Raw genomic sequence first — 26,408 nt, 5'->3', positions numbered from 1 at the left:
TGTCGCGGCGGCGGCATGCGTGTTGTCTGGTCCCCGGATCAGCCCCTGGGATAGGGCCACTTCCAGTCGGCGATCTCCGGCATGTCCTCGCCGTGCTCACGCACATAATCGTGATGCTTGGCGCGCATGTCGTTCAGGTAGTTGATCGCCGCGGCACCCCGTTCGCCAAACCCGCCGGCCCGCTCGATCGCATCGATGGCCAGATGGTAACGGTCGAGACGGTTGAGGACAACCATGTCGAACGGCGTCGTCGTGGTCCCCTCTTCCACATAACCGCGCACATGGATGTTGTTGTGGTTGTGGCGGCGATAGGCGAGCCGATGGATCAGCCACGGATAGCCGTGATAGGCGAAGATCACCGGCTTGTTTTCGGTGAAGATCGCGTCGAAATCGGCATCGCGCAACCCGTGCGGATGCTCTTCCTTCGGCTGCAAGGCCATCAGGTCGACGACGTTGACCACCTTGACCTTCATTTCCGGCAGCTTCTGGCGCAGAAGATCGACCGCGGCCATCATTTCCAGCGTCGGCACGTCGCCGGCGGCGGCCATGACTACGTCGGGCTCCTCGCCGTCGGGTACGTTGCTGGCCCAGCGCCATTCGCCAAGTCCGGCCTCGCAATGCACGATCGCTTCCTCGATCGACAGCCATTGCGGGCTCGGCTGCTTGCCCGCGACCACCACATTGACGCGGTTATAGGTGCGCAGAATATGGTCGCCGACCCACAGCAGCGTGTTGGCATCCGGCGGGAAATAGGTGCGCACCACATCCGCCTTCTTGTTGACGACATGGTCGACGAAGCCCGGATCCTGATGGCTGAAACCGTTATGATCCTGACGCCAGACATGCGAGGTCAACAGATAGTTCAGCGACGAGATCGGCTTGCGCCACGGCATGGTGCGGGTGGTCTTCAGCCATTTGGCATGCTGGTTGAACATCGAATCGATGATGTGGATGAAGGCCTCGTAGCACGAGAACAGGCCGTGACGCCCGGTCAGCAGATAGCCTTCCAGCCAGCCCTGGCACAGATGTTCGCTCAGCACCTCCATGACCCGGCCATCGCGGGCAATGCCCTCGTCATATTCGAGAATGTCGGCCATCCAGACGCGGTCGGTCGTGGTGAACACGTCCTGAAGCCGGTTCGAAGCGGTCTCGTCCGGGCCCATAAGGCGGAAATTGCGCTCGTCCTTGTTGAGCTTCATCACCTCTGCGAGCAGCATGCCGAGATGCTTGGTGGCCGAGGCCATCACCTCGCCCGGCTGCTTCACATCGACGGCGAGCGCCCGGAAATCGGGCATGTTCAGTTCCTTGCGCAACAGGCCGCCATTGGTGTGCGGATTGGCGCTCATCCGGCGATTGCCTGTGGGCGCGAGCGCCTTCAATTCGGGCACGAGCCGGCCGCTTTCGTCAAACAGTCTCTCGGGTACATAGCCGCGCATCCACTCTTCCAGCAGGGCGCGATGCTCGCCGTTCTGGCGGGCTTCGGCGATCGGCACCTGATGGGCACGCCAGAAATTCTCGACCTTCTTGTTGTCGACGAATTTTGGCCCGGTCCAGCCCTTGGGGCTGCGCAGGATGATCATCGGCCAGCGCGGCATCTCGTAGACCGTGCCGTCGGCCCGCGCCGTCTCCTGGATTTCGCGGATGCGGGCGTAGCAATCCTCCATCACCTCGGCCATGCGCTGATGCATGTATTCCGGATCGTCGCCTTCCACATAGAAAGGCTCGTAGCCATAGCCGGTGAAGAGATCGGTGAGATCCGACTTCTTCATGCGCGCAAGCACGGTCGGATTGGCGATCTTGTAGCCGTTCAGATGCAGGATCGGCAGAACCGCGCCGTCCACGATCGGGTTCAGGAATTTGTTCGAGTGCCACGAGGCGGCAAGCGGGCCGGTCTCGGCCTCGCCATCGCCGACGACGCAGGCGACGATCAGGTTCGGATTGTCGAAGGCCGCGCCGAAGGCATGGACCAGCGCGTAGCCAAGTTCGCCGCCCTCGTGAATCGAACCGGGCGTTTCCGGCGCAACGTGGCTCGGAATGCCGCCGGGGAACGAGAACTGCTTGAACAGTTTCTGCATCCCCTCCTCGTCCTCGGTGATCTCGGGATAGACCTCGGTGTAGGTCCCGTCGAGATAGGCATTGGCGACAAGGCCGGGCCCGCCGTGACCGGGGCCGGCGATATAAATCATGTCCGCGTCATGCTTCCTGATGATGCGGTTGAGGTGCACATAGAGGAAATTGAGACCCGGCGTCGTGCCCCAGTGGCCAAGCAGGCGCGGCTTCACATGTTCGGCGGCAAGCGGCGCCTTCAGCAGGGGATTGTCCATCAGATAGATCTGGCCGACCGACAGGTAGTTGGCCGCCTGCCAGTATCTGTTCATCAGATCGAGCTCGTCCTGCTCGAGAATATTTCGAGTGGCGTCTGGCGTTATCTGTTCCATCTCGGTTTCCCCTTTCAAGTGGAAGGTCATTCTGAACCGCTATCGGTATCCCGCAACCCCGCCGCTGGCGACATGATATAAGTCAAGTTTTTCTCGCACTGCGGCAAAGCTTTTGAAATCGGATAACCCGTCAGGTTTGATGCCGCCTTGCGCCGGCAGCCGAATTCCGTCGGGCACTGCTTCCCTTCCAATAGTTTGACAATTGCAAAGCGCCTTTCAACAGCCTACCTCATAAAAGATGTCGCGGGTTTGACGAGGCACAAGAATTTTCCACCCGGCCCTTCCCGCAATTTCTGCGCGCCGGACCTCGACGGCGGCGGCGGCTTCTGGCATGTGCAGGGGCAATGCGGTATTGAGCCGCGGCCGCGCAGAAGCGCGATGAGCCCCTGAACTCCAGTCTGATTGAGGCACCCATGTCCGAGCACAACCCCATTCATGTCATCGGCGGCGGCCTTGCCGGTTCCGAGGCCGCGTGGCAGATCGCCAATGCCGGCATCCCGGTCATTCTGCATGAAATGCGCGGCGTTCGCGAAACCGCCGCCCATAAGACCGACGGTCTTGCCGAACTGGTCTGTTCCAACTCGTTCCGCTCCGATGATGCCACCAGCAATGCGGTGGGCGTGATCCATGCCGAAATGCGCCTTGCCGGATCGCTGATCATGGCCTCGGCGGATACCCACCAGGTGCCGGCGGGCGGCGCGCTCGCGGTCGATCGCGACGGCTTTTCCGCCGCCGTGACGGCCAAGCTTGCCGAACATCCGCTGGTCACGATCGTGCGCGAGGAAGTCGCGGCCCTGCCGCCGGAAGACTGGGACCAGGCGATCATCGCTACCGGGCCGCTCACCGCGCCGGCGCTGGCCGAAGCGATCCAGGAAAAGACAGGCAGCGAGGCGCTGGCCTTTTTCGACGCGATCGCGCCGATCGTCTACCGCGACACGATCGACATGGATATCTGCTGGTTCCAGTCGCGCTACGACAAGGTCGGCCCCGGCGGCACGGGCAAGGACTATATCAACTGCCCGATGGACGAGGCGCAGTATAACGCCTTCATCGACGCGCTGATTGCCGGAGACAAGACCGATTTCCACGAATGGGAGGGCACGCCCTATTTCGACGGCTGCCTGCCGATCGAGGTGATGGCCGAGCGCGGCCGCGAGACCCTGCGTCACGGCCCCATGAAGCCGATGGGCCTCACCAATGCCCATAATCCGGAGGTGAAGCCCTATGCCGTCGTCCAGCTCCGCCAGGACAATGCGCTCGGCACGCTCTACAACATGGTCGGCTTCCAGACCAAGCTGCGCTATGGCGCGCAAAAGGATGTGCTGCAGATGATCCCCGGCCTCGCCGAGGCCGAGTTCGCACGGCTCGGCGGCCTCCACCGCAACACCTATCTGAATTCGCCGGTGCTGCTCGACGGCACGCTGGTGCTGAAGGGCCGGCCGGGTCTGCGGTTCGCCGGCCAGATCACCGGCTGCGAGGGTTATGTGGAAAGCGCCGGCATCGGCCTGCTCGCCGGCCGGTTCGCCGCCGCCGAGCGTCTTGGCAAAACGCCGGTCGTCCCGCCGCCGGAAACGGCGCTCGGCGCGCTGCTCGGCCATGTCACCGGCGGGCATCTTGCCCATCAGGAAGAAGGCGGCAAGCGGTCATTCCAGCCGATGAACGTCAATTTCGGCCTGTTTCCGGAACTGGAGCCCGGCGCGCTGATCGATCCCGAGACCGGCAAGAAGCCGCGCGGCAAGGCGAAATCCAGCGTGAAGAAACAACTCATGGCAACGCGCGCGCTCACGGCCTGCAAGGCCTGGCTTGAGGGCTGATAGGGAGCCGGCCGGGGCTCAGCGAGCGTTGAGCATCCAGGTGGAAACGTCGGCGGCATCGCGTTCGGTCTGAAACAGGTAGTTGCCGCTGAAGAAATCCGCCTCCGGGTAATCCACCTGAAGACCGTTCGCCTCCGGCAGCGCCCGCAGACGGTAATCGCTCTGCACCACGATGATCGCCTGCCCCTTGCCGCGCCGCGAGCGGTAAATGCCGACCTTGCCATTAACGAGCCGCAGGAAGAAGGTCTCCATCTCCTTGTCGCCAATCACCGCCGCAACCCTCTCATCGGGATAGCTGCGCCTGAACTCGCTCGCCGCCCATTTATAGGTCTCGTCGACCGAAACATCAGACGCGGTGGGCTGGCTCTTGGGACGGAGCAGGAAATAATAGGCTGCGACGACGGCCGCGATGGCGATTGCGACCCATATCCAAGTTTCCATGCGCCCACTTCCTCTGCTGCTGCATCACGCGCGCCCTGCCCACCGGACGGAAATGCTGAATGGTTGAAAGCCTGTGCCCGGAACCGGCAGGAGAACCCATGGTCGACGCGTTATATAAATCAAAACTTACGAAACAGCAAAGAGCGCATCATCGCAAACTGCCTCTTCCACTGCGGCGGCTGGATTGAGTTATCGAGCACATTTTCACCCAAACGCTCGGCCTTTACAAGAATGTTCTTGCAGCTCGCTATGGGCAGATAGGCGGGCGCGATTTCCCTGGCAACCGGGCCCTCCACCTCGAATTTCTCCAGATGGGAGCGCCCGAACCCGGCAAAGGCGCGGATCGCGTTGCCCACGCGATCGCGATCGCTGGCGATCAGGAATGATTCGCGGTCGAGCCCCGTCGCCGACAGGATTTCGGTCGGGATGAAGACCTGGCCATTGGCGCGATGCCGGCTCATCAGCAGCAGCGAGCCCGCCACCGCCTGCGCCACGCCGGCATGACCGGCAGCGGTCGAAGCGGCGGCGGCCTTCCCGCTGTCGAGCACCAGGCTTGCAAGCTGGATCAGGGCGGAGGCGGTTTCGCCGGCATAGCCTTCGAATTCGGAAAGACTGCCCATCGGATCGTCATAGAGATCGAAGATCCGCGCCTCGCTCATGCCGATCAGCGGGGCTGCCGGCAGGCGGTATGTTTCAAGAGTCTGCAACAAGTGGGCAGCCAAGGGGTTGCGCTGGCTCTCGCCATGTTCGCTTCCCTCAAGCAGGTCGCGCCAGTATTGCAGGCGCACCTCGCCCGGCAGCGGCTCACTGATCCGCTCGCGCACCCGGGCCAGTTCGGCATTGAACAGATAGAGCGCCGTCAGCGCCGGCCGGTGTTCCGACGGCGAAAGCAGCACCGCGAGATAGCGATCGCGATCGGCCTCGCGAAGCTCGGCGAGTAGCGGATCCGGCCCTTCTTGTGCGTCGGCCAATGGTTTCTCCGGTATCAGGATCGAGGCTACTTGAAACTATACCGCGATCAGCGCCGCGGCCACCGCGCGGGATTCTTCCAGCAGGATATTGTAGGTGCGGACAGCGGCACCCGTATTCATCGGATCGGCGACAATACCGCGTTCCTTGAGCGCTTCCTTCAACGGACGCGGCAGCAACGACAGATCCAGGCCCGTGCCGACCAGCAGAACCTCAATCCCATCCGCTTCGGCCAGTACCCGCTCGAACGTCTCGACCGCCATTTCCTGCGGCGACGTCACATCCCAGCCGTGGATGCCGGACGGCAGGCACAGAAGCGAGCCGCGATGCGACATGTCGGCAAAGCGGAAGCCGCCATTGCCGTAGGTGTCGATCGGCGCGCGACCGGGAAAATGCGCCTCGCGTATTTCGATGCCGCGCGCCATGCCGTCAGATCGTCTCCACCGTGCCCTGCTCTTCGGGCGCGCCCTCGTCCTTCTTCTTGTTGAAGGTATCGGGACGCAGCTTGAAAGCAATCAGCACGGGGGCCGCGATGTAGATCGAGGAGAAGGTGCCGACCGCGACGCCGAACAGCATCGCGAAGGTAAAGGAGCGGATCACCTCGCCGCCGAAGACGTAGAGGGCAGCCAGCGCCAGCATCGTCGTCACCGCCGTCAGGATGGTGCGCGACAGGGTGTGGTTGATCGAGATATCGATCAGCTCCGGCAGCGGCATCTTCTGATAGCGTCTCAGATTTTCGCGTACGCGGTCATAGACCACCACCGTATCGTTCAGCGAATAGCCGACGATGGTCAGCACCGCCGCGATACTGGTGAGATTGAACTCGACCCCCGTCAGCACGAAGATACCGATGGTCAGGATCACGTCGTGGGCGGTGGCGATGATCGCGCCGACGGCGAACTGCCATTCGAAGCGGAACCAGATATACATCAGGATCGCGATCAGCGAGGCGAGCACGCCGATCGTCGCCGAGCGGCTGAGCTCGCCGGAGACCACGGGACCGACCACCTCGACGCGCGAGAAGGTGTAGTCGCTCTCCAGCGCGGAGCGGATCTTTGAAATCGCGCTCTGCTCTGCATTCGCGCCGCCATCCTGGGCCGGGATGCGGATCAGCACGTCCTTGTCGGAACCGAAGCCCTGAGCCTGAACCGCGCCGATATTCAATCCGTTGAGCGTCGTGCGAATTTCGGAAAGATCGGCCGGACCAGATTTCGCCTCCACCTGCACGACCGAGCCGCCGGTGAAGTCGATGCCGAGATTCATGCCCTTGGTGCCGAAGCCGACGACCGATGCGATGACCAGCACCACGGAGATGATGAAGGTGACGCGGCGGAAGTTCATGAACGAGAAATTGATGCCGTCGAACATGCCGGTGCGGATGCCCTTCGGCAGTTCCTTCGGCCGCTTGCGGCGCACCCATTCGGCAATCATCCAGCGCGTCAGATAGAAGGCGCTGAAGATTGTGGTGATGATGCCGATCGCCAGCGTCACCGCGAAACCGCGCACCGGGCCGGAGCCGAGGAAGAACAGGATGACGGCGGCAATCAGCGTCGTCAGGTTGGCGTCGATGATGGTGCCGAAGGCACGCGAGAAACCGGCGTCGACGGCCTGCACGATGCTGCGGCCATTGCGGCGTTCCTCTCGAATGCGCTCGTAGATCAGCACGTTGGAATCCACCGCCATGCCGATCGTCAGCACGATACCGGCGATCCCTGGCAGGGTCAGCGTCGAGCCGATAATGCTGAGCAGCGCCAGCAGCAGCACGATGTTGAAGACCAGCGCGATGTTGGCGACGAGGCCGAACATGCCGTAGAAAGCGACCATGAACACGACCACGGCGGCCGCACCGATGACCGATGCCATGACGCCGGCGCGGATCGAATCAGCGCCGAGGCTCGGCCCGACCGTGCGTTCCTCGACCACCGTCAGCGTTGCAGGCAGCGCGCCGGCGCGCAGCAGCACGGCAAGGTCGTTGGCGCCCTGGACGGTGAAATTGCCCGAAATCTGCCCCGACCCGCCAAGGATCGGCTCGTTGATCACCGGCGCGGAAACGATCTGGTCGTCGAGCACGATCGCGAAGGGGCGGCCAACATTTTGCTGGGTCGCCTGGGCGAATCGCTGGGCGCCGCGCGAATCGAAGCGGAAATTGACCACCGGCTCGTTGGTGCGCTGGTCGAAGGCGGCCTTGGCGTCGACCAGGTCTTCGCCCGAGATCAGCGCGCGCTTCTCGATCACGTAGGGCACCGGCGGATCGTCCATCGAGTAGAGCACTTCGGTGCCCGCCGGCGGCCTTCCCTCGATCGCGTCCTGCGCCGAGACCGTGGTGTCGACCATATGAAAGGTCAGCTTCGCGGTCTTGTTCAAAAGCGCCTTCAGGCGCTGGGGATCATCCAGACCCGGCACCTGCACGATGATGCGGTCGTCGCCCTGGCGCTGGATCAGCGGCTCGGTGGTGCCGAGTTCGTCGACGCGGCGACGGATCACCTCGATCGACTGTTCGACGGCGGAGCGCATGCGGTAATCGATGCCCTGTTCCGTGAGCGTCAGCCGGATGAGGCCGTTGCCGTCATCATCCATCGTGACTTCCTGGAACGTGCCGCCGTTCAGCGTGCCGGCATTGATATATTCGGCAAGCGGCTCGAGCGCGGTTTCGGCTTCCACATACTGCGCCGGATCGGTGATCCGCACCTGCGCGCTGTCACCGGAGCCGGAAAGGCCGGTATAGCGAACCTGCGCCTCGCGCAGATCGGAGCGCACATCATCGACCAGCGTGTTCAGCCGATCGGTGACGATGTCATTCCGATCGACCTGCAGCATGATGTAGGAACCGCCCTGCAGGTCGAGGCCGAGCGTGATCTTGCTGTCGGGCATCCATCCCGGGAGCTTCGACAATTGCTGGTCGCTGAATACATTCGGCAAAGCGATGACGATGCCCACCGCAACGACTAGCCAGATGAAGAAGGTCTTCCAACGGGAAAAATACAGCATGAAGGTCTCGGTTCGTCGGTTTCACGAAGCAGGCGGCAGCCTGGAAGGCCCCGCCTCAATTTCGGCGCTCGGGCCGAAGGCATGCAATAGAATTACGGCCGAACCGGGCTTTTTCACGGTTCGGCCGTAATGAAATCAGGACTTGGCGTCCTCGGATTTGACCGGCTCGCCCTTGACGCGCACGTCGGAGACGTAGCTGCGCATGATACGGATGCGGACGCCGTCGGCAATCTCGACTTCAAGCTCGTTGTCGTCGATGACCTTGACCACCTTGCCGACAATGCCGCCGCCGGTGACGACCTGATCGCCGCGGCGAATGGCGGAGAGCGTTTCCTGGCGCTTCTTGGCCTGACGGCGCTGCGGCCGGATCAGCAGGAAATACCAGATCGCCATCAGCGGCACGAACAGAAAGATCATTTCCATGCCGGATCCGAACGGACCTGCGGCGCCCGCTGCCTGGGCGTAAGCCGTGCTAAACATGTTGTCAAAAACTCCTCAAACCAGAACCAGGGCCACGCCCGGCGTCAAGACGGGGCCCACCCCCGCAAACGTGTCGCCGGTATATAGTCGGAGCCCCGTTCAATGCAACAATAGCCTATGAAACACCGATGCTTTTTGCGTTTTAGTGGCCTTTTTGCCCGGGAATCGACCTTGCATCCGCCTCCGAAACCGGAAATCTGAAGGCCAAAGACGATGCATCGGGAGAAAAACATGAACACCGAAACCACAGACAGGTTCCTTGCCGAGGTAACCCGGCTCGCCGACGCGCTGGAACGCATCGCCGGACCGCAATACCGTGAGAGCGATCTCGACGCCGCCGATTGCTTCGTCTGGAAGCCGGAGCAGCGCTACCTCGCGCCGGTCGCAAGCCCCAGCCGCGTCGATCTGTCGCTGATCCGCGGCGTCGATCATGTCCGCAACATCCTGTTTGAAAACACGCTGCGCTTCGCCGAGGGCTTTCCGGCCAACAACGCGCTGCTCTGGGGCGCGCGCGGGATGGGCAAGTCCTCGCTGGTGAAGTCGGTTCACGCCGCGATCATCGCCGAACACAAGCTGCCGCTGAAGCTGGTGGAGCTCTACCGCGAGGATATCGGCACGCTCGGCGACCTGCTCGAGATCATCAAGGCGTCCTCTCACCGCTTCCTCTTGTTTTCCGACGACCTCTCCTTCGATCACGATGACGCCGCCTATAAATCGCTGAAGGCGGCGCTCGATGGCGGGGTCGAGGGGCGGCCGGAAAACGTGCTGCTCTACGCCACCTCCAACCGCCGCCACCTGATGCCGCGCGACATGATCGAAAACGAGCGCTCCACCGCGATCAACCCGTCCGAGGCGGTCGAGGAAAAGGTATCGCTGTCGGATCGTTTCGGCCTCTGGCTCGGCTTCCACAAATGCTCGCAGGACGACTATCTGGCGATGATCGACGGCTACGCCGCCCATTTCGGCCTCGAAGGCACGCCCGAAACCCTCCACGCCGAAGCCCTCACCTGGGCCACCACCCGCGGCGGCCGCTCCGGCCGCGTGGCGTGGCAGTTCGTGCAGGACATCGCGGGGCGGCAGCGGAAGCGGCTGGATTTGTGAGAAACGGTTTGAGAAGTCCTCGGGCTAGCAAAAGCAGGCATGTTGCCCGAGGTGATGCAGCTTGCTCCCAATACTCTCTCCCGCTGGCGGGAGAGATGCCCCGAAAGGGGCAGTGAGGGTGGCTCGGTATTTCCAATCGTGAGGGCGTTTGCTGGGATAGGCTCCCCCCTCACTGTCGCTTTCGCGACATCTCTCCCCTCCGGGGCGAGAAGGTTTGTGGGCTTTGCGGCAGCGATTGCCAGTGCCGCAAAGCCGTCGACAATTACCGAGTCAGCCGCTTATACGACACCCGGCTGGGCTTGACGCTCTCAGGCCCGAGCCTTCTGATCTTGTCTTCCTCGTAGTCTTCGAAGTTGCCCTCGAACCATTCCACGTGGCTGTCGCCCTCGAAGGCGAGGATGTGGGTGGCGAGACGGTCGAGGAACATGCGGTCATGGCTGATGACCACGGCGCAGCCGGCGAAATTTTCGAGCGCGTCTTCCAGCGCGCCGAGCGTCTCTGTGTCGAGATCGTTGGTCGGTTCGTCGAGGAGAAGGACGTTGGAGCCCGACTTCAGCATCTTGGCGAGGTGGACGCGGTTGCGCTGGCCGCCGGAGAGATTGCCGACCTTCTGCTGCTGGTCGCCGCCCTTGAAGTTGAAGGCGCCGCAATAGGCGCGCGAGTTCATCTCGAACTTGCCGAGCTTGATGATGTCGTTGCCGCCGGAAATCTCCTCCCAGACATTCTTGTCGCCATCGAGCGAATCGCGGCTCTGGTCGACATAGCCGAGATCGACGGTCTCGCCGACGCGGATATCGCCGGAATCCGGCTTTTCCTGACCGGTGATCAGCTTGAACAGCGTCGATTTACCCGCGCCGTTCGGGCCGATGACGCCGACAATGCCGCCGGGCGGCAGCTTGAAGGACAGGTTCTCGAACAGCACCCGACCGTCATAGGCTTTCGACAGGTTCTCGGCCTCGATCACGACATTGCCGAGACGCTCGCCGACCGGAATGATGATCTGGGCATCGCCGGGACGACGGTTTTCGGCGGATGCCACCAGTTCGTCATAGGCGCGGATACGGGCCTTCGACTTGGCCTGTCGGGCCTTGGGGCTGGAGGCGATCCACTCCTGCTCGCGCGACAGCGCCTTCTGGCGGCTGCCTTCCTCGCGGGCTTCCTGGGCCAGGCGCTTGGCCTTGGCCTGCAGATAGGCCGAGTAATTGCCCTCATAGGGAATGCCGCGGCCGCGGTCGAGCTCGAGGATCCAGCCGGTGACATTGTCGAGGAAGTAACGGTCATGGGTGACCATCAGGATCGCGCCCGGATATTCGCGCAGGTGCTTTTCGAGCCAGGCGATGGTCTCGGCGTCGAGATGGTTGGTCGGTTCGTCGAGGAGCAGCAGGTCGGGCTGACGCAGCAGAAGCTGGCAGAGCGCGACGCGGCGCTTTTCGCCGCCGGAGAGATTTTCGACATTGGCGTCGCCCGGCGGGCAGCGCAGCGCGTCCATCGCCATCTCGACCTGGTTTTCGAGGTCCCAGAGGTTCTGTGCGTCGATCTCGTCCTGAAGGCGCGCGCCCTCGTCCGCCGTCTCATCGGAATAATTCATCATCAGTTCGTTGTAGCGGTCGACGATCGCCTTCTTGTGGGCGACGCCTTCCATCACGTTTTCGAACACCGTCTTTTCCGGATCGAGCTGCGGTTCCTGCGGCAGGTAGCCAAGGGTTGCGCCCTCGGCGAGCCAGGCCTCGCCGGTCCACTCCTTGTCGAGACCGGCCATGATCTTGAGCACGGTCGACTTACCGGCGCCGTTCGGGCCGAGAATGCCGATCTTGGCGTCCGGGTAGAACGACAGATGGATGTCTTCGAGAATCTTCTTGGCGCCGTAGGCCTTCTTGAGCCCGGCCATGTGGTAGATGAACTGTCGTGCCATATCTTTCCTGCTTCCCGTCAATTGGATGCTTGGGCCGCTATGTATGCGAAAGCGGCCTAGGAAACAATGCGCCTTCCGGAATTGCCTGCGCCGTCACAAAGACGTCATGAAATGAACAATCGCCCGCGTCAGACGTTTAAGGCTTTAGAATTGAAACGGCATTTGGAAGGAAGCGACAATGGTACTCAAAAAAGCGGCTTTCTATGGCGAACCGGTTGAAGACACCGAGGAATGGAATCCCGACGCCCGCCGCGAGGATGCGATCGCCAGCGAACTGGCTTCCTCCGGCCTGCTCGATGCCACGGAAGTCCACGTCACCGTCAAGGGCGAGGAGGCGCGGCTGACCGGCGAGGTCTATATGCGCGAGGAAATCGCGGTCGCCGGCAATATCGCGCTCTCCGTCGAGGGCATCAAGCGGGTGCGCAACGCCATCCGCCCGAAACAGCGCCATCTGCGCAGCTCCGGCAAGGAAGACGATGCCCGTGCCCAGAGCCGCACGCTCTGACGAATTATTGCAGACCGGCGGGGTCGACGATCCCGCCGTCGCAGCCGATCGCGGTTCGGCCGGCGCCCTGTATCAGGTCTTCCAGAGACGTGCCCGGCGCATATTTGTCCGAAAGGCCGATCGTAATCTCGTCGATCAACTGGCGATCTCCATCGGAGACACAGCTGATCTTGATGCGATTCCTGGCGTTGCGCCCGAATGCGCTATCAAACGCCCTGGCAATCTCGTCGGCCGAGAGTTCCATGCCGATATTCGACTGAAACAGCCTGGCGACCTCGGAACCGTTCAATTGCTCGAGCAGGTCCACGGACGTCTGGTAGTAGTTTTCCGGCGTGAACTTGGTGCAGGTGCCGTGCTTCACCCATTCGTGGCGCTGGAGATTGGATTGCGTCCCCGGCATTACCTTCGCCAGCGTTTCCCGCAGACCATCGCTCAACGACAGCGCCGGCAAGGCATTCCAGTTCCCGTTTTCATCTTCGGCGCGGACGTCCGCGGCAACGCCGCAATAGTTCTCGCCGAGCGGCCAGAGCCCGTGCAGCGCGAAATGGCCGGCATCATAGCGGCTTTCCGTCTGGCTCTTGCATTCGGGCTTATCCTGATGGCCTTCGCAGAAGGCCGGCTGCCAGCTGACGGCCAGGATCGCCGCGGTTTCGCGGGCCATCGCCGGCGTCGCCGCAGTCGCCACCATCGCAATTCCGATCAATGCTGCCTTGATTTTCATTTCTTCCCCCTCCCCAAGTTGAAACCGTCGCAGAATAGCTGCCGACCGCACAGTTTTAATACATATCGCAGAAAATGGCCTGGATGAGCGCCAAGCCATTCCGGCGGCAAACGGCGCCGCGGATCAGTCGAGCGCGGCGATCACGGTGAACTCGACGAGGATATGCGGCGCGGCAAGTTCGGCCTGGCTGGTGGCGCGCGCCGGCGTGTTCGCCGGATCGATCCAGTCTTTCCAAACCGCGTTCATCTCGGCGAAATTGCCCATGTCCTTCAGATAAACCAGCGTCTGCAGGATTTTCGACTTGTCGGTCCCGGCCTCGGCCAGAAGCGCGTCAACCTTGGCGAGGCATTCCTTCGCCTGCGTCGTGACGTCCGCGCCCTCACCGGTCTGGCCGGAGAGATAGACCGTGTTGCCGTGGACCACCGCGCCGGACATGAGGGGGCCGGGATTGATACGTTTTACCGTCATCGCATTCACTTTCTTTTGCATGCAGAAACAGAAGGCGGCCCACCGGGACCGCCTTGATTAAAGGAACTCAGCCGCGCAGGCGCTTGGCTTCCTCGTAGATCCGGGTCGAGCGCGCGCCCGAGCGGCAATAGGCCAGCACCGGCTTTTCCATGTCATCCAGCGCATCGACCATGCCGGTCACGGCCTCGGGCGTCAGACCCATGCCGCCGACGGGCACATGGGCGAAATAGAGGCCGGCATCCTCGGCCGCCTGCTTGATCTCGGCAAAGGTCGGCTGGCCCGGCTCCTCGCCGTCCGGCCGGTTGCAGACGATGGACTTGAACCCGGCCGCCTTGATCTCGGCGATCTGGTCCGGCGTGATCTGCGGGCTGACAGCATAAAACTCATCGATCGGGCGGATATTCATGACGGTATCCCTTTTGCGTTTGGTACGCCGAAACTAAGAAGATTTTGACGATTTGCAAGTCGGCGGACGGTCTGGCTATTCGAAACGAATTTTTAGCGAAAACCGCTTCGAGCCGCCCGGCGCCACCGGTTCCAGCTCGCCGGCTTCGGCGAGCTTGCGCCGCGAGGTCCAGCGATGGGAGACCGGCTCGATGCCGAGAATATGCGCCGGCGCTTCCTGATTGCGCCATATCTGCAGGTAAGGCAGCGTCGCCGTATCCACGGAAAGCACAAAGGAGCGCCCGCCAAGGGCCGCGATCGGGCCGAGCCGGGTCGTCGACCAGCCGCCCTCGCTGCCTGCCGCCGGAACGCAGAAGATGCCGTGATCGCCCTCGCCGAACCGCCAGGGCAATGCGCCCTCGGGCAGCGAGGCGCTTTCGAGCCGCACGCCGTCATCGAAATGCTTCGCGCCGAAATTGATATGATACATCATCATGATCGGCAGCGCCCGGTCGGACCGGTTGATCACGGTATCGGCGAGCGTCAATTCGCCGGTCGCGGCCTCCAGTGTCCAGCGGCGCTCGATCAGCATGTCGCCGCCATTGGCGGTCTTCACCGGGATCGCGGCAACGCATTCCGCGCCGGTCGCGCCGGTTTCCAGAGACTTGACCACCGCCGCATTGGCGGAGGCGGAGCCGTGCAGCGGATAGAACCGCCCGTCCTCACCCTCCACCGGCTCCGGATGGCGGATATGCTCCGGGCCGCATGTGAACAGAAAGCCTTCCAGCGAATGATCGATGCGCAGATCGCCATCATCCGGAATGGCCCGTTTGGGGGCAATGTCGACGCCCGCCACGACGCAGCCGCCGATATCGAGAACCGATGTCGGATCAAGTTGAAAGGAAGGGCCGTCCGGGATGCTGAAATCGATCATGAGGCGTCCGTCATAAAACCAAATTTAACCACGTTTGGATGATAATGAAACATGCCGGTTCAGCCGACGTTCATTCTCCAGGGCCTTGAATCCATCCAGTGCGAATCCGGGCCAATGCGAATCCGGCAAGGGTTTTGCCGATTATAACGGTCACACGGTCGAAGACATGCGAAAAGCGACATTGTACACCATTCCCTTCTACCTGGCGCTGGCGACGGCGCCCGCGGTCACGCCGGTCCATGCGCATGAGCCGCTCTACAGGGATGGCCGGCAGATCCTGCTGATCGCGCCCGATGGCGCAATGCTCGACTATGTGCCGGAAGCCGGCAGCGTGGTTTTGAGCCGCGACGCCGATGGCCGCCAGATCCTGCTCGACGCGTATGGAAACCTCGTGGCGACCGAGTTTTATGCTGACGAATATCGTCCCGCCAATGCCGGTTACGATACCGCGTCAGGCTTCGACCGGACATGGCAAGGCGGCGGCAACTGGGGCGAACGACCGTTCGGCACGAATGGTCGCGCCCGCTGGAGCCGCGATTTCGGCAATCAGAACGCCTACCCTCCGCCGCCGTCCAATGATTTTCCTTCAGCGCCGCAAACCGTGACGCCCGACCGCACGGAAACCAGCCCCCCTGTTGCCAGGACATCGGCGAAGCCGGATATGAACGTGGTCGCGACCCAGGTGTTTCTCGACCGCAAGGGCTTTTCCCCGGGCGTGATCGACGGGTTGATGGGCGACAATGTCAGGAAGGCACTGGACGCCTATGCCGAGGCCACCGGCGAGCGGCTCGATCCCGTTGCCGACAGCGAAAAGATCATGCAATCGCTGTCGCTGGAGGGCGGACTGCCGTTCACCACCTACACCATCACCGCGACGGATGCCGCAGGCCCCTATGTCGCCGCGATCCCGTCCGACTACGCCGAAAAGGCCGAATTACCGGAGATGTCCTATACATCGGTCTCCGAAATGCTGGCCGAGAAATTCCACATGGATGAGGGTTTCCTGAAAAGGATGAATCCGGATGCCGATTTCTCGCGGCCGGGAACCACGGTCAAGGTCATCAGCATCGGCAAGCCGAAAAAAGCCAAAGTCGAGCGAATCCTCGCGGACAAGGCCCTGAAGCAGTTGCGCGCCTATGACGCCGAGGGCACGCTGATCGCGGCCTATCCGGCCACGATCGGCTCGGCGGACACGCCCTCGCCTTCCGGCACCGTCTCGGTGGAGCGGATCGCGATCGACCCGAACTACACCTATAATCCGCACAAGAACTTCAAGCAGGGCGACAACAACCAGGTGTTGACGATCAATCCCGGTCCCAACGGTCCCGTCGGCAATGTCTGGATTGCGCTGTCGAAGCCGAGCTACGGCATTCACGGCACCCCCGATCCCGACAAGATCGGCAAGACCTCAAGTCATGGCTGCGTGCGGCTGACCAATTGGGATGCAAATGAACTCGCCGGGATGGTCTCGCCCGGCGTGACGGTCGAATTCATCGACTGAGCCCGTTTGCCACGCCGCATCGCCTTGCGGCCTTTGCCATCCGTTGTCAGCGCCCTACATCAAGCGCGGAACAAACGGATGACGAGGGACAATGGCCAAACCGGCAATCTACTGGATCCGCAACGATCTGCGCCTTTCCGACAACCGCGCGCTCGCCGCCGCCTTGGAAGATGGCCGGGCCGTGGTGCCGGTCTATATCCGCGAGGATAACGGCAACGGGCCGCTTGGCGCGGCGCAGGCGTGGTGGCTGGAGCGCTCGCTGGAAAAGCTGGCATCCCGCTATGACGAACTTGGCGCGCCGCTGGTGTTGCGGAGCGGCGACCCGCTGAACGTGTTGCGCGCGATGATCGAGGAATCCGAGGCCGAGGCCGTGTTCTGGAACCGGCGCTACAGCACTGAAGGCATCCGCGCCGACAAGGCGGTGAAGGCAGCGCTCGGCGAGGACGGGATCACGGTCAGGAGCTTTGCCGGCCAGATCCTGCACGAGCCTTCAAACTTCAAGACCAAGTCGGGCGGGCCCTACAAGGTCTACACCCCGTTCTGGAAGGCGTTTTCGGCGGATCAGCATGTGCCCGATCCGATTGACGCCCCGAAAAGCCTTGAAGGCGTGGCGAAAAAAATCAAATCCGAGAAACTGAAAGACTGGAAGCTCTACGAGGCCAGGCCCGACTGGGCGGCGGGCTTTTCCGATATCTGGCAGCCGGGCGAGGATGGCGCGATCGCTCGTCTCAATCATTTTGTCGCGGATGTCGTGCAGGATTATGCCGCAAAGCGCGACCGGCCGGACCGGCAGGCGACCTCCATGCTCTCCCCGCATCTGGCGCTCGGCGAGATTTCGCCGGCAACGATCTGGCACCGCATCAATGGGACGCAATCGATCTCCGCCGAAAACAGGAAGAAATTCCTGCAGGAACTCGTCTGGCGCGATTTCTGCCATCACCTGCTGTTTCATGCGCCGGACCTTGCCGAGAAGAACTGGAACGGGCGCTTCGACGATTTCGCCTGGAAGGACGACGAGGAGGCGTTTGCGGCCTGGACCCGGGGCGAGACCGGCTATCCGATTGTCGATGCCGGCATGCGCCAGCTCTGGCGCGAGGGCTATATGCATAACCGCGTCCGCATGATCGCGGCCTCCTTCCTGATCAAGGACCTGATGATCGACTGGCGACACGGCGAGAAATGGTTTCGCGACACGTTGGTCGACGCCGATCCCGCCTCCAACGCGGCGAACTGGCAGTGGGTCGCGGGCTCGGGCGCGGACGCGGCCCCGTTCTTCCGGATCTTCAACCCGGTCCTCCAGGGCGAAAAGTTCGATCCGGCCGGCGATTATGTCCGCGCCTACGTGCCGGAACTGAAGGATATGCCGAAGAAGCACATCCACGCCCCGTTCGATGCGCCCGACGATGTGCTCAGCCAAGCCGGCGTAACGCTTGGCGAGACCTACCCAAAGCCGCTCGTCGACCACAAGGCCGCGCGAAAGCGCGCACTTTCCGCCTTCGAGGCGATCAAGGAATGAAATGGCTTTGCGCCAAAGCCGAAAGCGGCGAAAACTAAATCCTTGGCAAAGCCCGACCCCGGCGGCACAAGTACGGAAAAATTGAAAGCGAGATCATGACCACGCATTCCTCCGTCATCGACCTGATCGGCAATACACCGCTGGTGAAGCTTCGCGCCGCCTCGGAAGCGACCGGCTGCACCATTCTCGGCAAGGCCGAATTCCTGAACCCCGGCCAGTCGGTCAAGGACCGCGCAGCACTCTACATCATCCGCGATGCGGAGAGGCGCGGTCTGCTGAAGCCCGGCGGCACGATCGTGGAAGGCACTGCCGGCAATACCGGCATCGGGCTGACCATGGTCGCCAACGCGCTCGGCTACAAGACCGTGATCGTGATCCCCGAAACCCAGGCGCAGGAGAAGAAGGACGCGCTCCGCCTGCTCGGCGCGGAACTGGTCGAGGTGCCGGCCAAGCCCTATCGCGATCCGAACAATTACGTAAAACTTTCGGGCCGGCTTGCCGAAAAGCTTGCGAAGGAAAACCCGAATGGCGCCATCTGGGCCAACCAGTTCGACAATGTCGCCAACCGCAACGCCCATATAGAGACCACGGCCGAGGAAATCTGGCGCGACACCGACGGCAAGGTCGACGGCTTCATCTGCGCGGTCGGTTCCGGCGGCACGCTTGCCGGCACCGCCATGGGACTGAAGGCGAAGAACAACGACATCAAGATCGGGATCGCCGATCCGGAAGGGGCCGCGCTTTACGAATTCTATGCCCATGGCGAATTGAAGAGCGAGGGCGGCTCGATCACCGAGGGCATCGGCCAGGGCCGGATCACCGCCAATCTGGAAGGCTTCACCCCCGATTTTGCCTACCGCATTCCCGACAGCGAGGCGCTGCCGCTGATATTCGATCTGGTAACGGATGAGGGCTTGTGCCTCGGCGGCTCATCGGGCATCAATATAGCGGGCGCCATGCGTCTGGCGCGCGAGTTCGGCCCCGGCCACACCATCGTCACCATATTGTGCGACTATGGCAACCGGTATCAGTCGAAGCTTTTCAACCCCGAATTCCTGAAGGATAAAGGGCTGCCGCTGCCGCAATGGCTGACCCGGAAAACGGAGATTGCCGCTCCGTTTGAATAGAAAGTGACCCATGCCTGTTGATGCCCTCTACCGCAACGATTTCACCCTGGCGAGTTGCGATGCGGTGGTCACTTCAGTGCATCAGGACGGCACGTTCGAGACCGACCGCACCTGTTTTTACGCCACCTCCGGTGGCCAGCCGGGGGATACCGGCATCGCCCGGCGCGCTGACGGCTCGGCGATCGCGCTTGCCGTTACCCGCCATGGCGAGACCAAGGACATCATCCTGCACGTGCCGGCCGAAGGCGAGACGCCGCCCGCCGTCGGCGACAGGCTCCGCCTCGAAATCGATTGGCCGCGGCGGCTGAAGCTGATGCGCATGCACACCGCCTGCCATTTGCTTTCCGTCGTCTGTCCCTATCCGATCACCGGCGCCTCCGTCGGCGAAGAGGAATCCCGCGTCGATTTCGACATGTCGGAAACGATCGACAAGGACGCGGTCACGGCTGCGATGATGAAGCTGGTTGCCGAAGACCATCCGGTCTATGTGCAGTGGATCACCGATGAGGAGCTGGCCGCCAATCCCGGCATTGTCAAATCGAAGAATGTCCGCCCGCCGATGGGCATGGGCCGGATCTCGCTGATCGCGATCGGCGAGAACGCCAGCGTGGACAGCCAGCCCTGCGGCGGCACCCATGTGCGCTCCACCGGCGAGGTCGGCGGCATCCATATCGGCAAGATCGAAAAGAAGGGCCGCGAGAACCGCCGTTTTCGGATACGGTTTGACGCCTAAAGCATTTCCAGGAAAAGTGTAATCACGGTTTTCCGTCCGGAAATGCGTAAAAACAATAAGCTGGAATATGTCCGGTGAACCCGTGTTCATCGGACATATTCCAGCCATCGCATGAGGAGTGTCGCCAGATGAGTTTTATCGTTTCGCCGGAATGGGTCGAGGAAAGGCTGGGCAAGCCGGGCTTTTCGGTCATCGATGCCTCCTGGTACCTGCCGGCCCATAACCGCGACCCGAAGGCCGAGTACCTGGCCGGCCACCTGCCGGGCGCGGTGTTCTTCGATCACGATGCGATTGCCGACACCTCCTCAGGCCTGCCGCACACCCTGCCGGCGCCGGAAGTGTTTGCAGCCGAAATGGAAGCGCTCGGCGTTGGCAGCGATCACACGATCGTGGTCTATGACGGCCCAGGCTACCTGGCAGCCCCCCGCCTGTGGTGGATGCTGCGGATGATGGGAGCGAGCGACGTCTACGTCCTCGATGGCGGCCTTGACGGCTGGCGCGGCGAAGGCCGCGCCCAGGAGACCGGCACTCCCGCGCCCGCGCCGGCGACGTTCAAGCTCGACGCCAAGCCGCACCGCGTTACCTCTTTTGAAGACATGCGCGAAATCGTCGCCTCCGGCAGTCGCCAGATCGCGGATGCACGCAGCGCCGCCCGGTTCGAGGCGGCCGAGCCGGAACCGCGCGCGGGCATGCGATCCGGCCACATGCCGGGCGCGAAAAGCCTGCCATCCTCCTCCTTCGCGAAGGACGGCCGGTTCAAATCGCCCGAGGAACTGCGCGCCCTGTTTGCGGACGCCGGCATCGACCTTTCGAAACCGGTGGTCACAACCTGCGGCTCCGGCGTCACTGCCGCCATCATCACGCTTGCGCTCGAAACGCTCGACCACGCCGACAATACGCTTTATGACGGCTCGTGGTCGGAATGGGGCAGCCGCGACGATACGCCCGTGGCGACCGGAGAGGCCTGAGCGCGATGACGAAAAAGACTACGGCACCGATCCCGGTTCACGTCACCCGGCTTGAAATGACCACGCCGCCGAAAGCCCATTTGCTGGCGCCGGCAAACCTTCATATCGCGCTGATGCGGGTGCCGGAAATTCCGCTTGCCTACTACCGTTTTCTCTATCGCCAGGTCGGCTCCCGCTGGGAGTGGGTCGACCGGGTGCGCATGAGCGACGAGGACCTTGCCGCCACCATCCACAATGACCGCACCACGGTGACCGTGTTCTATCTGGAAGGCGCGCCGGCCGGCTTTTACGAATACCACCGCGAGGATGACAGCGTCACCCGGCTGGTGCATTTCGGCCTGTTCGAACGCGCGCTCGGCTTCGGCGTCGGCAAGTGGTTCCTGCTCCAGGCCCTGAAGGCGATCTGGGCCGACCAGCCGGAAAAAGTGATCACCGAGACAAACAATCTCGATCACCCGCGCGCGCTCCAGCTCTACCAGCAGTTCGGCTTCTCGCCGGTCTCCACCCACGAAAGCGAAATCGCGCCGTTGTCGGACACCGAGCTTCTGGAACTGGCGCGGCGGTTCTAGAAACCGTCGAGCGCGGCAGTAACCCGGCGCAGGCACCGGTTTCGACCTGTTGACAAAAGCTGCCCCACCCTCTTCCGTCACCCTCGGGCTTGTCCCGAGGGTCTAAGCACTTACCCGCGCGAGAAGCGTACCGGATTAAGAAATGCATAAAAAACAGCACATTGATAACCGCAGACTCCGCTCGCATAGAGAGGTGATTAGATCCTCGGCACAGGGCCGAGGATGACGTCCGTCAGAAAGGATAACTTTGTGAGCAGCCAGGAACCCGGCGAAAACGCCGAGTTATATCTTTCGTTATATCGAAATTATCGGCAGCCTACTCATAACGCGCCGTGAACTCCAAGAGGGCGCGGACGATTTCGCTTGCGGCGGCGGGGTCGTCGTCGAGCTTGCGGGCGATCACCTCCCGCAGGTTCAGCATCGCGACATCGACGCTTCGCGGCAGTTCGGGGCCGGCTTCGGCCTTATGCCGCTCTTTCCGGCGCTTCATCTTGTCGCCGATCGTCGACAACGCCTTCAACGCCATGGATGCCTCGAACATGTTGTCGGCGAGATAGGCGCTGCCCTCGTCGGTGATCGAATAGCGCTTCTTGTTTCCGTCATCGGCGGCCACCACATATCCAGCTTCCTCGAGGTAGGACAGCGTGGGGTAGATGACGCCGGGGCTCGGCGCATAGAAGCCGCCGCTCATTTCCTCGATCGCCTTGATGATGTCGTAGCCGTGACGGGGCTCCTCGCCGATCAGATGGAGAACCAGCAGGCGGATCTGCCCCTGGCCGAGAAAGCGGCCCGGCCTGCCGGGACCATCGCCGTCGCCGAAACCGAACGGGCCGCCAAAGCCGCCCCGGCCGAAACCGCCGCCGCCGCGCGCCATCATCATATATTCGCGAAACCGCCCCTGGCCTTCCTCGGCCGGGCGCTCATGAAAATGTCTCACCACTATCGCTCCTGTTGTTTACGATATATCTAAAGATATAATCTCCATCGAAATTTGCAAGATACGATATATCGAAAATTGTGATTTCGGTGCCGGATGCGTTTTCGCTTCGCTGCGCGATCGACTACATTGCAGAAAAATCGGCGTTTACCGCGAGGGCGGATTTCTCTATGCCACTCACCTGCCGCATCGTCGCGGGGACCGGATGGCGGGTTCCGGTCGCGAAAGGCTCTGAAGGGAGATCGCGGGCATGAACCTGCAGACCATTGCTGACGATATCGTGCGCGAGCTCCAGCCCCGCCTGGGCGAAGGCAAGGTGGCCGATTACATTCCCGAACTCGCCAAGGTCGACCCCAATCAGTTTGGCATTGCCATCGCCACCGTCGATGGCAAGACCTACCATGCGGGCGATGCGGAGACGCATTTTTCGATCCAGAGCATTTCCAAGGTGTTCATGCTGACGCTGGCGCTCGGCAAGGTCGGCGAGGCGATATGGAAAAGGGTCGGGCGCGAGCCCTCGGGCTCCTCCTTCAATTCGATCGTCCAGCTCGAGCACGAGCACGGCATCCCACGCAACCCCTTCATCAATGCCGGAGCGATCGTGGTGACCGATATCGTGCTGGCCGGGCATGCGCCGCGCGAGGCGATCGGCGAATTCCTGCGCTTCATGCATTTCATCGCCAATGACGAGACGCTCTCGATCGACGAGAAGGTGGCGCAATCGGAACAGCGCACGGGCTTCCGCAATTTCGCGCTCGCCAATTTCATGCGCGGCTTCAGGAATATCCACCACCCGGTCGATCACGTGCTCGGCGTCTATTTCCATCAATGCGCGCTGATGATGAACTGCGTCCAGCTTGCCCATGCCGGGCTTTATCTGGCCAATCACGGCACCAATCCGCTGACCGGTTTTTCGGTGGTCTCGCCGCGAAGGGCGCGCCGCATCAACGCGATGATGCTGACCTGCGGCCATTATGATGGCTCCGGCGATTTCGCGTTCCGCGTCGGCCTTCCCGGCAAATCCGGGGTCGGCGGCGGCATTCTGGCGGTCGCGCCCGGCAAGGCATCGATGGCGGTGTGGTCGCCGGGGCTGGATGCGACCGGCAATCCCGCGCTTGGCTCGGTCGCGCTCGAAATGCTGGCGGCGCGCACCGGCTGGTCGGTCTTTGCGGGTTGAACCTTTCGGCGTAAACAGGCATTGCCTTTGAGCGCGTCCAGGAAAAGTGGATACCGGTTTTCCGTCCGGACGAGCGGAAAACAAAAGGTTAAAGCCGGTTCGCGATTCAACGAAAAGCGAACAGGCTCTAGCAAACCAAGCGCCCGGAGCGATGATGAACGAACTGGCCGAAGATACACTGCCCGATGCCTTCCAGGCTCTGTTTGCCGATGCGCCCTCCTCCGTCGGCTTTTCCAAGCTGCGCAAGCGGCTGCTCCGGCAGGTGCGCCAGGCGATTGCCGATTTCGACATGCTGAAGGATCAGAAGCGCTGGCTCGTGGCGCTGTCGGGCGGCAAGGACAGCTATGGCCTGCTGGCCGTTCTGCTGGAGCTGAAATGGCGCGGCCTGCTGCCGGTCGACATCCTTGCCTGCAATCTCGATCAGGGCCAGCCGAATTTCCCCAAGCATGTCCTGCCCGATTACCTGACGAAGCTCGGCGTCCCGCACCGGATCGAATATCGCGACACCTATTCGATCGTCACCGAGAAGCTCGCGCCGGGCTCGACCTATTGCGCGCTCTGCTCCAGGCTAAGGCGCGGCAATCTCTACCGGATCGCGCGCGAGGAGGGCTGCGATGCGCTGGTGCTTGGCCACCACCGCGAGGATATCCTCGAGACCTTCTTCATGAACCTGTTCCATGGCGGCAAGCTCGCCACCATGCCGGCAAAACTGCTGAATGATGAGGGCGACCTGATGGTGCTGCGCCCCCTCGCCTACGCCGCAGAGGACGATCTCGCGCGGTTTGCCGAGGCGATGCGGTTTCCGATCATCCCCTGCGATCTCTGCGGCTCGCAGGACGGGCTGGAGCGCAATACCATGAAAGAAATGCTGTCGGATATGGAGGCGCGCATGCCCGGCCGGAAGGACGTGATGCTGAGGGCGCTTTCGAGCGTCAATCCCTCGCATCTGCTCGATCCCTCGTTGTTCGACTTCTCCGCGCTTACTGCCGCCAAACGATAATTCATCACTTTCCGCCACAGGTTATCTCCCATTATGACAGAACGGCAAAACTTTTCGGCCACCCGGTGAAAAGCGCCGGTTTTGCGCCGCCACGTCTTGCCGTTTGCCCGTCGCGGTGCCACAAAAGGCCAACCCCGGCCCGCCGCCTGCCCTTCGGCGCGCCTGAAGGCGATCCGGGTTTTCGAAATTGCGCATCATTGCCGACGGCAACCCACATGATGCGCCAAAGACAAGAGGTGATGTCTTGGAAAAAGCAGAAATCGGACTGATCGGGCTTGGAGTCATGGGCTCCAATCTCGCCCTCAACATTGCCGAGAAGGGCAACAGGATCGCGGTCTACAACCGCACCGCCGACAAGACGCGCGCATTCTACGCCGGCGCCGGCGAGTTGCAGAAGAACATCGTCCCGACCGAAACGCTTTCGGATTTCGTCGCGGCCATCCGCCCGCCCCGCCCGATCATCATCATGATCAAGGCCGGCGACCCGGTCGACGAGGAAATGGAAAAGCTGCGCCCCTATCTCGGCAAGGGCGACATCATCATCGATGCCGGCAACGCCAATTTCCACGACACCCGCCGCCGCTTCAAGGAGCTCGACGGCACCGGCCTGACCTTTATCGGCATGGGCGTATCGGGTGGCGAGGAAGGCGCGCGCCACGGCCCCTCGATCATGGTCGGCGGCACAGAGGACAGCTACAAACGCGTTGAAAAGGTGCTGACTTCGATCTCCGCAAAATTCGACAACGATCCCTGCTGCGCCTGGCTCGGGACCGATGGCGCAGGCCATTTCGTCAAGACCATCCATAATGGCATCGAATATGCCGACATGCAGATGATCGCCGAAATCTACGGCATTCTGCGCGATGGCTGCGGCATGGAAGCGTCCGATATCGCCAATGTCTTCGGTGAGTGGAACAAGGGCCGCCTGAATTCCTTCCTGATCGAGATCACCGAGAAGGTACTGCGCGCCAGCGACCCCGAGACCGGAAAGCCGATGCCCGACGTGATCGTCGATGCCGCCGGCCAGAAGGGCACCGGCCGCTGGTCCGCGATCGAGGCCCAGCAGCTCGCGGTCCCCGCCACCGTGATCGAGGCGGCCGTTGCCGCACGCTGCATCTCCGCCATGCGCGGCGAACGCGCCGCGGCCGAGCCAATGTTCAACAAGGAGGAACTTTCCTTCGGCATCGAGGCCGGTCCCTGGCTCAACCGCGATCTCGAACTGGCGCTTTTTGCCGCCAAGATCGCGGCCTATGCCCAGGGCTTCGACGTGATGGATTCCGCGTCGCAGGAATATGGCTGGAAGCTGCCGATGCCGGAGATCGCCCGCATCTGGCGCGCCGGCTGCATCATCCGCTCGCAGTTCCTCGACGACATCACAAAGGCGTTCTCCGACACGCCGGACGTTGCCAACCTGATCGTGACGCCGGCATTCTCGGAAATGGTCAACGAGTGCCTCCCGTCGCTGCGCCGGATCGTCTCTGCGGCAACCGGCGCCGGCCTTCCTGTGCCCGGCCTTGCCTCGGCGCTCGGCTATTTCGATGCCTATCGCCAGTCGCGCGGCACCGCCAACCTGATCCAGGCCCAGCGTGATTTCTTCGGCGCCCATGGTTTCGACCGCCTCGACGGCCTCGATATCCATCACGGCCCCTGGGGCAGCGGCGCGATCTGAGCCGGTCGCAAGACATGCAAAATCAGAAAGCCCCGGAGACGGGGCTTTTTCCATTC

24 protein-coding genes are annotated in these 26,408 nt (G+C 62.2%); 12 read left to right on the top strand and 12 right to left on the bottom strand.

From position 1 onward, the window contains the following. Window positions 1-38: 38 nt before the first annotated feature. Window positions 39-2,438, bottom strand: a complete 2,400-nt coding sequence (locus tag Mame_RS12755; protein WP_018066959.1) for a phosphoketolase family protein — start codon at window positions 2,436-2,438, stop codon at window positions 39-41. 413 nt (window positions 2,439-2,851) lie between these two features. Here Mame_RS12755 and trmFO point away from each other — a divergent pair, with 413 nt between their 5' ends. Continuing rightward, a complete protein-coding gene (trmFO, locus tag Mame_RS12750; RefSeq protein WP_018066958.1) occupies window positions 2,852-4,252 on the top strand; it encodes a methylenetetrahydrofolate--tRNA-(uracil(54)-C(5))-methyltransferase (FADH(2)-oxidizing) TrmFO in 1,401 nt (466 codons plus the stop codon). An 18-nt stretch (window positions 4,253-4,270) separates the two neighbouring features. On the opposite strand, the gene Mame_RS12745 is transcribed toward trmFO, so the two are convergent. The 5 genes from Mame_RS12745 to yajC all read right to left on the bottom strand — a co-directional run bounded on the left by Mame_RS12745 (window position 4,271) and on the right by yajC (window position 9,130). Continuing rightward, window positions 4,271-4,693 (bottom strand): hypothetical protein, encoded by a 423-nt coding sequence (locus tag Mame_RS12745; RefSeq protein WP_018066957.1) that lies wholly within the window; start codon window positions 4,691-4,693, stop codon window positions 4,271-4,273. A gap of 119 nt (window positions 4,694-4,812) precedes the next feature. Continuing rightward, window positions 4,813-5,664 (bottom strand): phytoene/squalene synthase family protein, encoded by an 852-nt coding sequence (locus Mame_RS12740; RefSeq protein WP_018066956.1) that lies wholly within the window; start codon window positions 5,662-5,664, stop codon window positions 4,813-4,815. 36 nt (window positions 5,665-5,700) lie between these two features. Continuing rightward, window positions 5,701-6,087 carry an Mth938-like domain-containing protein gene (locus Mame_RS12735; protein ID WP_018066955.1) on the bottom strand — a complete coding sequence of 129 codons (387 nt, stop codon included), beginning with the start codon at window positions 6,085-6,087 and terminating at the stop codon, window positions 5,701-5,703. A gap of 4 nt (window positions 6,088-6,091) precedes the next feature. After that, on the bottom strand, window positions 6,092-8,650 hold the full coding sequence (secDF, locus tag Mame_RS12730) for a protein translocase subunit SecDF (protein WP_018066954.1): 2,559 nt from the start codon (window positions 8,648-8,650) through the stop codon (window positions 6,092-6,094). Window positions 8,651-8,785: 135 nt separating this feature from the next. Continuing rightward, entirely contained in the window at window positions 8,786-9,130 is a 345-nt protein-coding gene (yajC, locus tag Mame_RS12725; RefSeq protein WP_018066952.1) for a preprotein translocase subunit YajC, read from the bottom strand. Window positions 9,131-9,361: 231 nt separating this feature from the next. Here yajC and Mame_RS12720 point away from each other — a divergent pair, with 231 nt between their 5' ends. Continuing rightward, window positions 9,362-10,231 (top strand): ATP-binding protein, encoded by an 870-nt coding sequence (locus Mame_RS12720; RefSeq protein ID WP_018066951.1) that lies wholly within the window; start codon window positions 9,362-9,364, stop codon window positions 10,229-10,231. A 262-nt stretch (window positions 10,232-10,493) separates the two neighbouring features. Here Mame_RS12720 and ettA read toward each other — a convergent pair whose 3' ends face one another. Further along, a complete protein-coding gene (gene ettA / locus Mame_RS12715) occupies window positions 10,494-12,143 on the bottom strand; it encodes an energy-dependent translational throttle protein EttA (RefSeq protein ID WP_018066950.1) in 1,650 nt (549 codons plus the stop codon). Window positions 12,144-12,321: 178 nt separating this feature from the next. On the opposite strand from ettA, the gene Mame_RS12710 reads away from it, so the two are divergent. Then, window positions 12,322-12,648, top strand: coding sequence for a BON domain-containing protein (locus Mame_RS12710; RefSeq protein WP_018066949.1), 327 nt, complete (start codon window positions 12,322-12,324; stop codon window positions 12,646-12,648). A 4-nt stretch (window positions 12,649-12,652) separates the two neighbouring features. Here the strand turns inward: Mame_RS12710 and Mame_RS12705 are convergent, their stop codons facing one another. From Mame_RS12705 to Mame_RS12690, 4 genes are all read right to left on the bottom strand, one after another. After that, on the bottom strand, window positions 12,653-13,369 hold the full coding sequence (locus Mame_RS12705) for a ribonuclease T2 family protein (RefSeq protein WP_018066948.1): 717 nt from the start codon (window positions 13,367-13,369) through the stop codon (window positions 12,653-12,655). 123 nt (window positions 13,370-13,492) lie between these two features. Continuing rightward, on the bottom strand, window positions 13,493-13,837 hold the full coding sequence (locus Mame_RS12700) for a RidA family protein (RefSeq protein WP_026173854.1): 345 nt from the start codon (window positions 13,835-13,837) through the stop codon (window positions 13,493-13,495). Window positions 13,838-13,904: 67 nt separating this feature from the next. Continuing rightward, window positions 13,905-14,243, bottom strand: coding sequence for a protein tyrosine phosphatase family protein (locus tag Mame_RS12695; protein ID WP_018066946.1), 339 nt, complete (start codon window positions 14,241-14,243; stop codon window positions 13,905-13,907). Between the two features lie 75 nt (window positions 14,244-14,318). Continuing rightward, window positions 14,319-15,155 carry a DUF4432 family protein gene (locus Mame_RS12690; protein ID WP_018066945.1) on the bottom strand — a complete coding sequence of 279 codons (837 nt, stop codon included), beginning with the start codon at window positions 15,153-15,155 and terminating at the stop codon, window positions 14,319-14,321. A gap of 166 nt (window positions 15,156-15,321) precedes the next feature. Between Mame_RS12690 and Mame_RS12685 the strand changes: the two genes are divergently transcribed. The 6 genes from Mame_RS12685 to Mame_RS12660 all read left to right on the top strand — a co-directional run bounded on the left by Mame_RS12685 (window position 15,322) and on the right by Mame_RS12660 (window position 21,569). Further along, complete coding sequence (locus tag Mame_RS12685) at window positions 15,322-16,656, top strand: L,D-transpeptidase (protein WP_033411000.1); 1,335 nt, start codon at window positions 15,322-15,324, stop codon at window positions 16,654-16,656. A 91-nt stretch (window positions 16,657-16,747) separates the two neighbouring features. Further along, window positions 16,748-18,172, top strand: coding sequence for a cryptochrome/photolyase family protein (locus tag Mame_RS12680; RefSeq protein WP_018066943.1), 1,425 nt, complete (start codon window positions 16,748-16,750; stop codon window positions 18,170-18,172). Between the two features lie 95 nt (window positions 18,173-18,267). Next, on the top strand, window positions 18,268-19,299 hold the full coding sequence (locus Mame_RS12675; protein ID WP_018066942.1) for a cysteine synthase A: 1,032 nt from the start codon (window positions 18,268-18,270) through the stop codon (window positions 19,297-19,299). Window positions 19,300-19,309: 10 nt separating this feature from the next. Next, complete coding sequence (locus Mame_RS12670) at window positions 19,310-20,032, top strand: alanyl-tRNA editing protein (RefSeq protein ID WP_018066941.1); 723 nt, start codon at window positions 19,310-19,312, stop codon at window positions 20,030-20,032. 128 nt (window positions 20,033-20,160) lie between these two features. Further along, the gene (gene sseA / locus Mame_RS12665) at window positions 20,161-21,000 is read left to right on the top strand and encodes a 3-mercaptopyruvate sulfurtransferase (RefSeq protein WP_018066940.1); all 840 of its coding nucleotides are present in this window, start codon (window positions 20,161-20,163) and stop codon (window positions 20,998-21,000) included. Between the two features lie 5 nt (window positions 21,001-21,005). Further along, window positions 21,006-21,569 carry a GNAT family N-acetyltransferase gene (locus Mame_RS12660; RefSeq protein ID WP_018066939.1) on the top strand — a complete coding sequence of 188 codons (564 nt, stop codon included), beginning with the start codon at window positions 21,006-21,008 and terminating at the stop codon, window positions 21,567-21,569. 316 nt (window positions 21,570-21,885) lie between these two features. Here the strand turns inward: Mame_RS12660 and Mame_RS12655 are convergent, their stop codons facing one another. Beyond that, complete coding sequence (locus Mame_RS12655) at window positions 21,886-22,506, bottom strand: PadR family transcriptional regulator (RefSeq protein ID WP_018066938.1); 621 nt, start codon at window positions 22,504-22,506, stop codon at window positions 21,886-21,888. 250 nt (window positions 22,507-22,756) lie between these two features. Between Mame_RS12655 and Mame_RS12650 the strand changes: the two genes are divergently transcribed. From Mame_RS12650 to gndA, 3 genes are all read left to right on the top strand, one after another. Next, a complete protein-coding gene (locus Mame_RS12650) occupies window positions 22,757-23,683 on the top strand; it encodes a glutaminase (protein ID WP_018066937.1) in 927 nt (308 codons plus the stop codon). A gap of 151 nt (window positions 23,684-23,834) precedes the next feature. Beyond that, window positions 23,835-24,683 (top strand): tRNA 2-thiocytidine(32) synthetase TtcA, encoded by an 849-nt coding sequence (ttcA, locus tag Mame_RS12645; protein WP_018066936.1) that lies wholly within the window; start codon window positions 23,835-23,837, stop codon window positions 24,681-24,683. 244 nt (window positions 24,684-24,927) lie between these two features. Further along, window positions 24,928-26,352 (top strand): NADP-dependent phosphogluconate dehydrogenase, encoded by a 1,425-nt coding sequence (gene gndA / locus Mame_RS12640; RefSeq protein ID WP_026173852.1) that lies wholly within the window; start codon window positions 24,928-24,930, stop codon window positions 26,350-26,352. The last annotated feature ends 56 nt before the right edge of the window (window positions 26,353-26,408 follow it).

It is taken from the genome of Martelella mediterranea DSM 17316 (assembly GCF_002043005.1).
GTDB classification, from domain to species: domain Bacteria; phylum Pseudomonadota; class Alphaproteobacteria; order Rhizobiales; family Rhizobiaceae; genus Martelella; species Martelella mediterranea.
This window is presented reverse-complemented; position numbering and strand designations above follow the sequence as displayed.

What these genes read in the sequence shown, in the direction of transcription:
- Mame_RS12755 (WP_018066959.1), bottom strand. Translation starts at nt 2,438, where the DNA reads ATGGAACAGATAACGCCAGACGCCACTCGAAATATTCTCGAGCAGGAC.
- trmFO (WP_018066958.1), top strand. Translation starts at nt 2,852, where the DNA reads ATGTCCGAGCACAACCCCATTCATGTCATCGGCGGCGGCCTTGCCGGT.
- Mame_RS12745 (WP_018066957.1), bottom strand. Translation starts at nt 4,693, where the DNA reads ATGGAAACTTGGATATGGGTCGCAATCGCCATCGCGGCCGTCGTCGCA.
- Mame_RS12735 (WP_018066955.1), bottom strand. Translation starts at nt 6,087, where the DNA reads ATGGCGCGCGGCATCGAAATACGCGAGGCGCATTTTCCCGGTCGCGCG.
- secDF (WP_018066954.1), bottom strand. Translation starts at nt 8,650, where the DNA reads ATGCTGTATTTTTCCCGTTGGAAGACCTTCTTCATCTGGCTAGTCGTT.
- yajC (WP_018066952.1), bottom strand. Translation starts at nt 9,130, where the DNA reads ATGTTTAGCACGGCTTACGCCCAGGCAGCGGGCGCCGCAGGTCCGTTC.
- Mame_RS12720 (WP_018066951.1), top strand. Translation starts at nt 9,362, where the DNA reads ATGAACACCGAAACCACAGACAGGTTCCTTGCCGAGGTAACCCGGCTC.
- ettA (WP_018066950.1), bottom strand. Translation starts at nt 12,143, where the DNA reads ATGGCACGACAGTTCATCTACCACATGGCCGGGCTCAAGAAGGCCTAC.
- Mame_RS12710 (WP_018066949.1), top strand. Translation starts at nt 12,322, where the DNA reads ATGGTACTCAAAAAAGCGGCTTTCTATGGCGAACCGGTTGAAGACACC.
- Mame_RS12705 (WP_018066948.1), bottom strand. Translation starts at nt 13,369, where the DNA reads ATGAAAATCAAGGCAGCATTGATCGGAATTGCGATGGTGGCGACTGCG.
- Mame_RS12700 (WP_026173854.1), bottom strand. Translation starts at nt 13,837, where the DNA reads ATGACGGTAAAACGTATCAATCCCGGCCCCCTCATGTCCGGCGCGGTG.
- Mame_RS12695 (WP_018066946.1), bottom strand. Translation starts at nt 14,243, where the DNA reads ATGAATATCCGCCCGATCGATGAGTTTTATGCTGTCAGCCCGCAGATC.
- Mame_RS12690 (WP_018066945.1), bottom strand. Translation starts at nt 15,155, where the DNA reads ATGATCGATTTCAGCATCCCGGACGGCCCTTCCTTTCAACTTGATCCG.
- Mame_RS12685 (WP_033411000.1), top strand. Translation starts at nt 15,322, where the DNA reads ATGCGAAAAGCGACATTGTACACCATTCCCTTCTACCTGGCGCTGGCG.
- Mame_RS12680 (WP_018066943.1), top strand. Translation starts at nt 16,748, where the DNA reads ATGGCCAAACCGGCAATCTACTGGATCCGCAACGATCTGCGCCTTTCC.
- Mame_RS12675 (WP_018066942.1), top strand. Translation starts at nt 18,268, where the DNA reads ATGACCACGCATTCCTCCGTCATCGACCTGATCGGCAATACACCGCTG.
- Mame_RS12670 (WP_018066941.1), top strand. Translation starts at nt 19,310, where the DNA reads ATGCCTGTTGATGCCCTCTACCGCAACGATTTCACCCTGGCGAGTTGC.
- sseA (WP_018066940.1), top strand. Translation starts at nt 20,161, where the DNA reads ATGAGTTTTATCGTTTCGCCGGAATGGGTCGAGGAAAGGCTGGGCAAG.
- Mame_RS12660 (WP_018066939.1), top strand. Translation starts at nt 21,006, where the DNA reads ATGACGAAAAAGACTACGGCACCGATCCCGGTTCACGTCACCCGGCTT.
- Mame_RS12650 (WP_018066937.1), top strand. Translation starts at nt 22,757, where the DNA reads ATGAACCTGCAGACCATTGCTGACGATATCGTGCGCGAGCTCCAGCCC.
- ttcA (WP_018066936.1), top strand. Translation starts at nt 23,835, where the DNA reads ATGATGAACGAACTGGCCGAAGATACACTGCCCGATGCCTTCCAGGCT.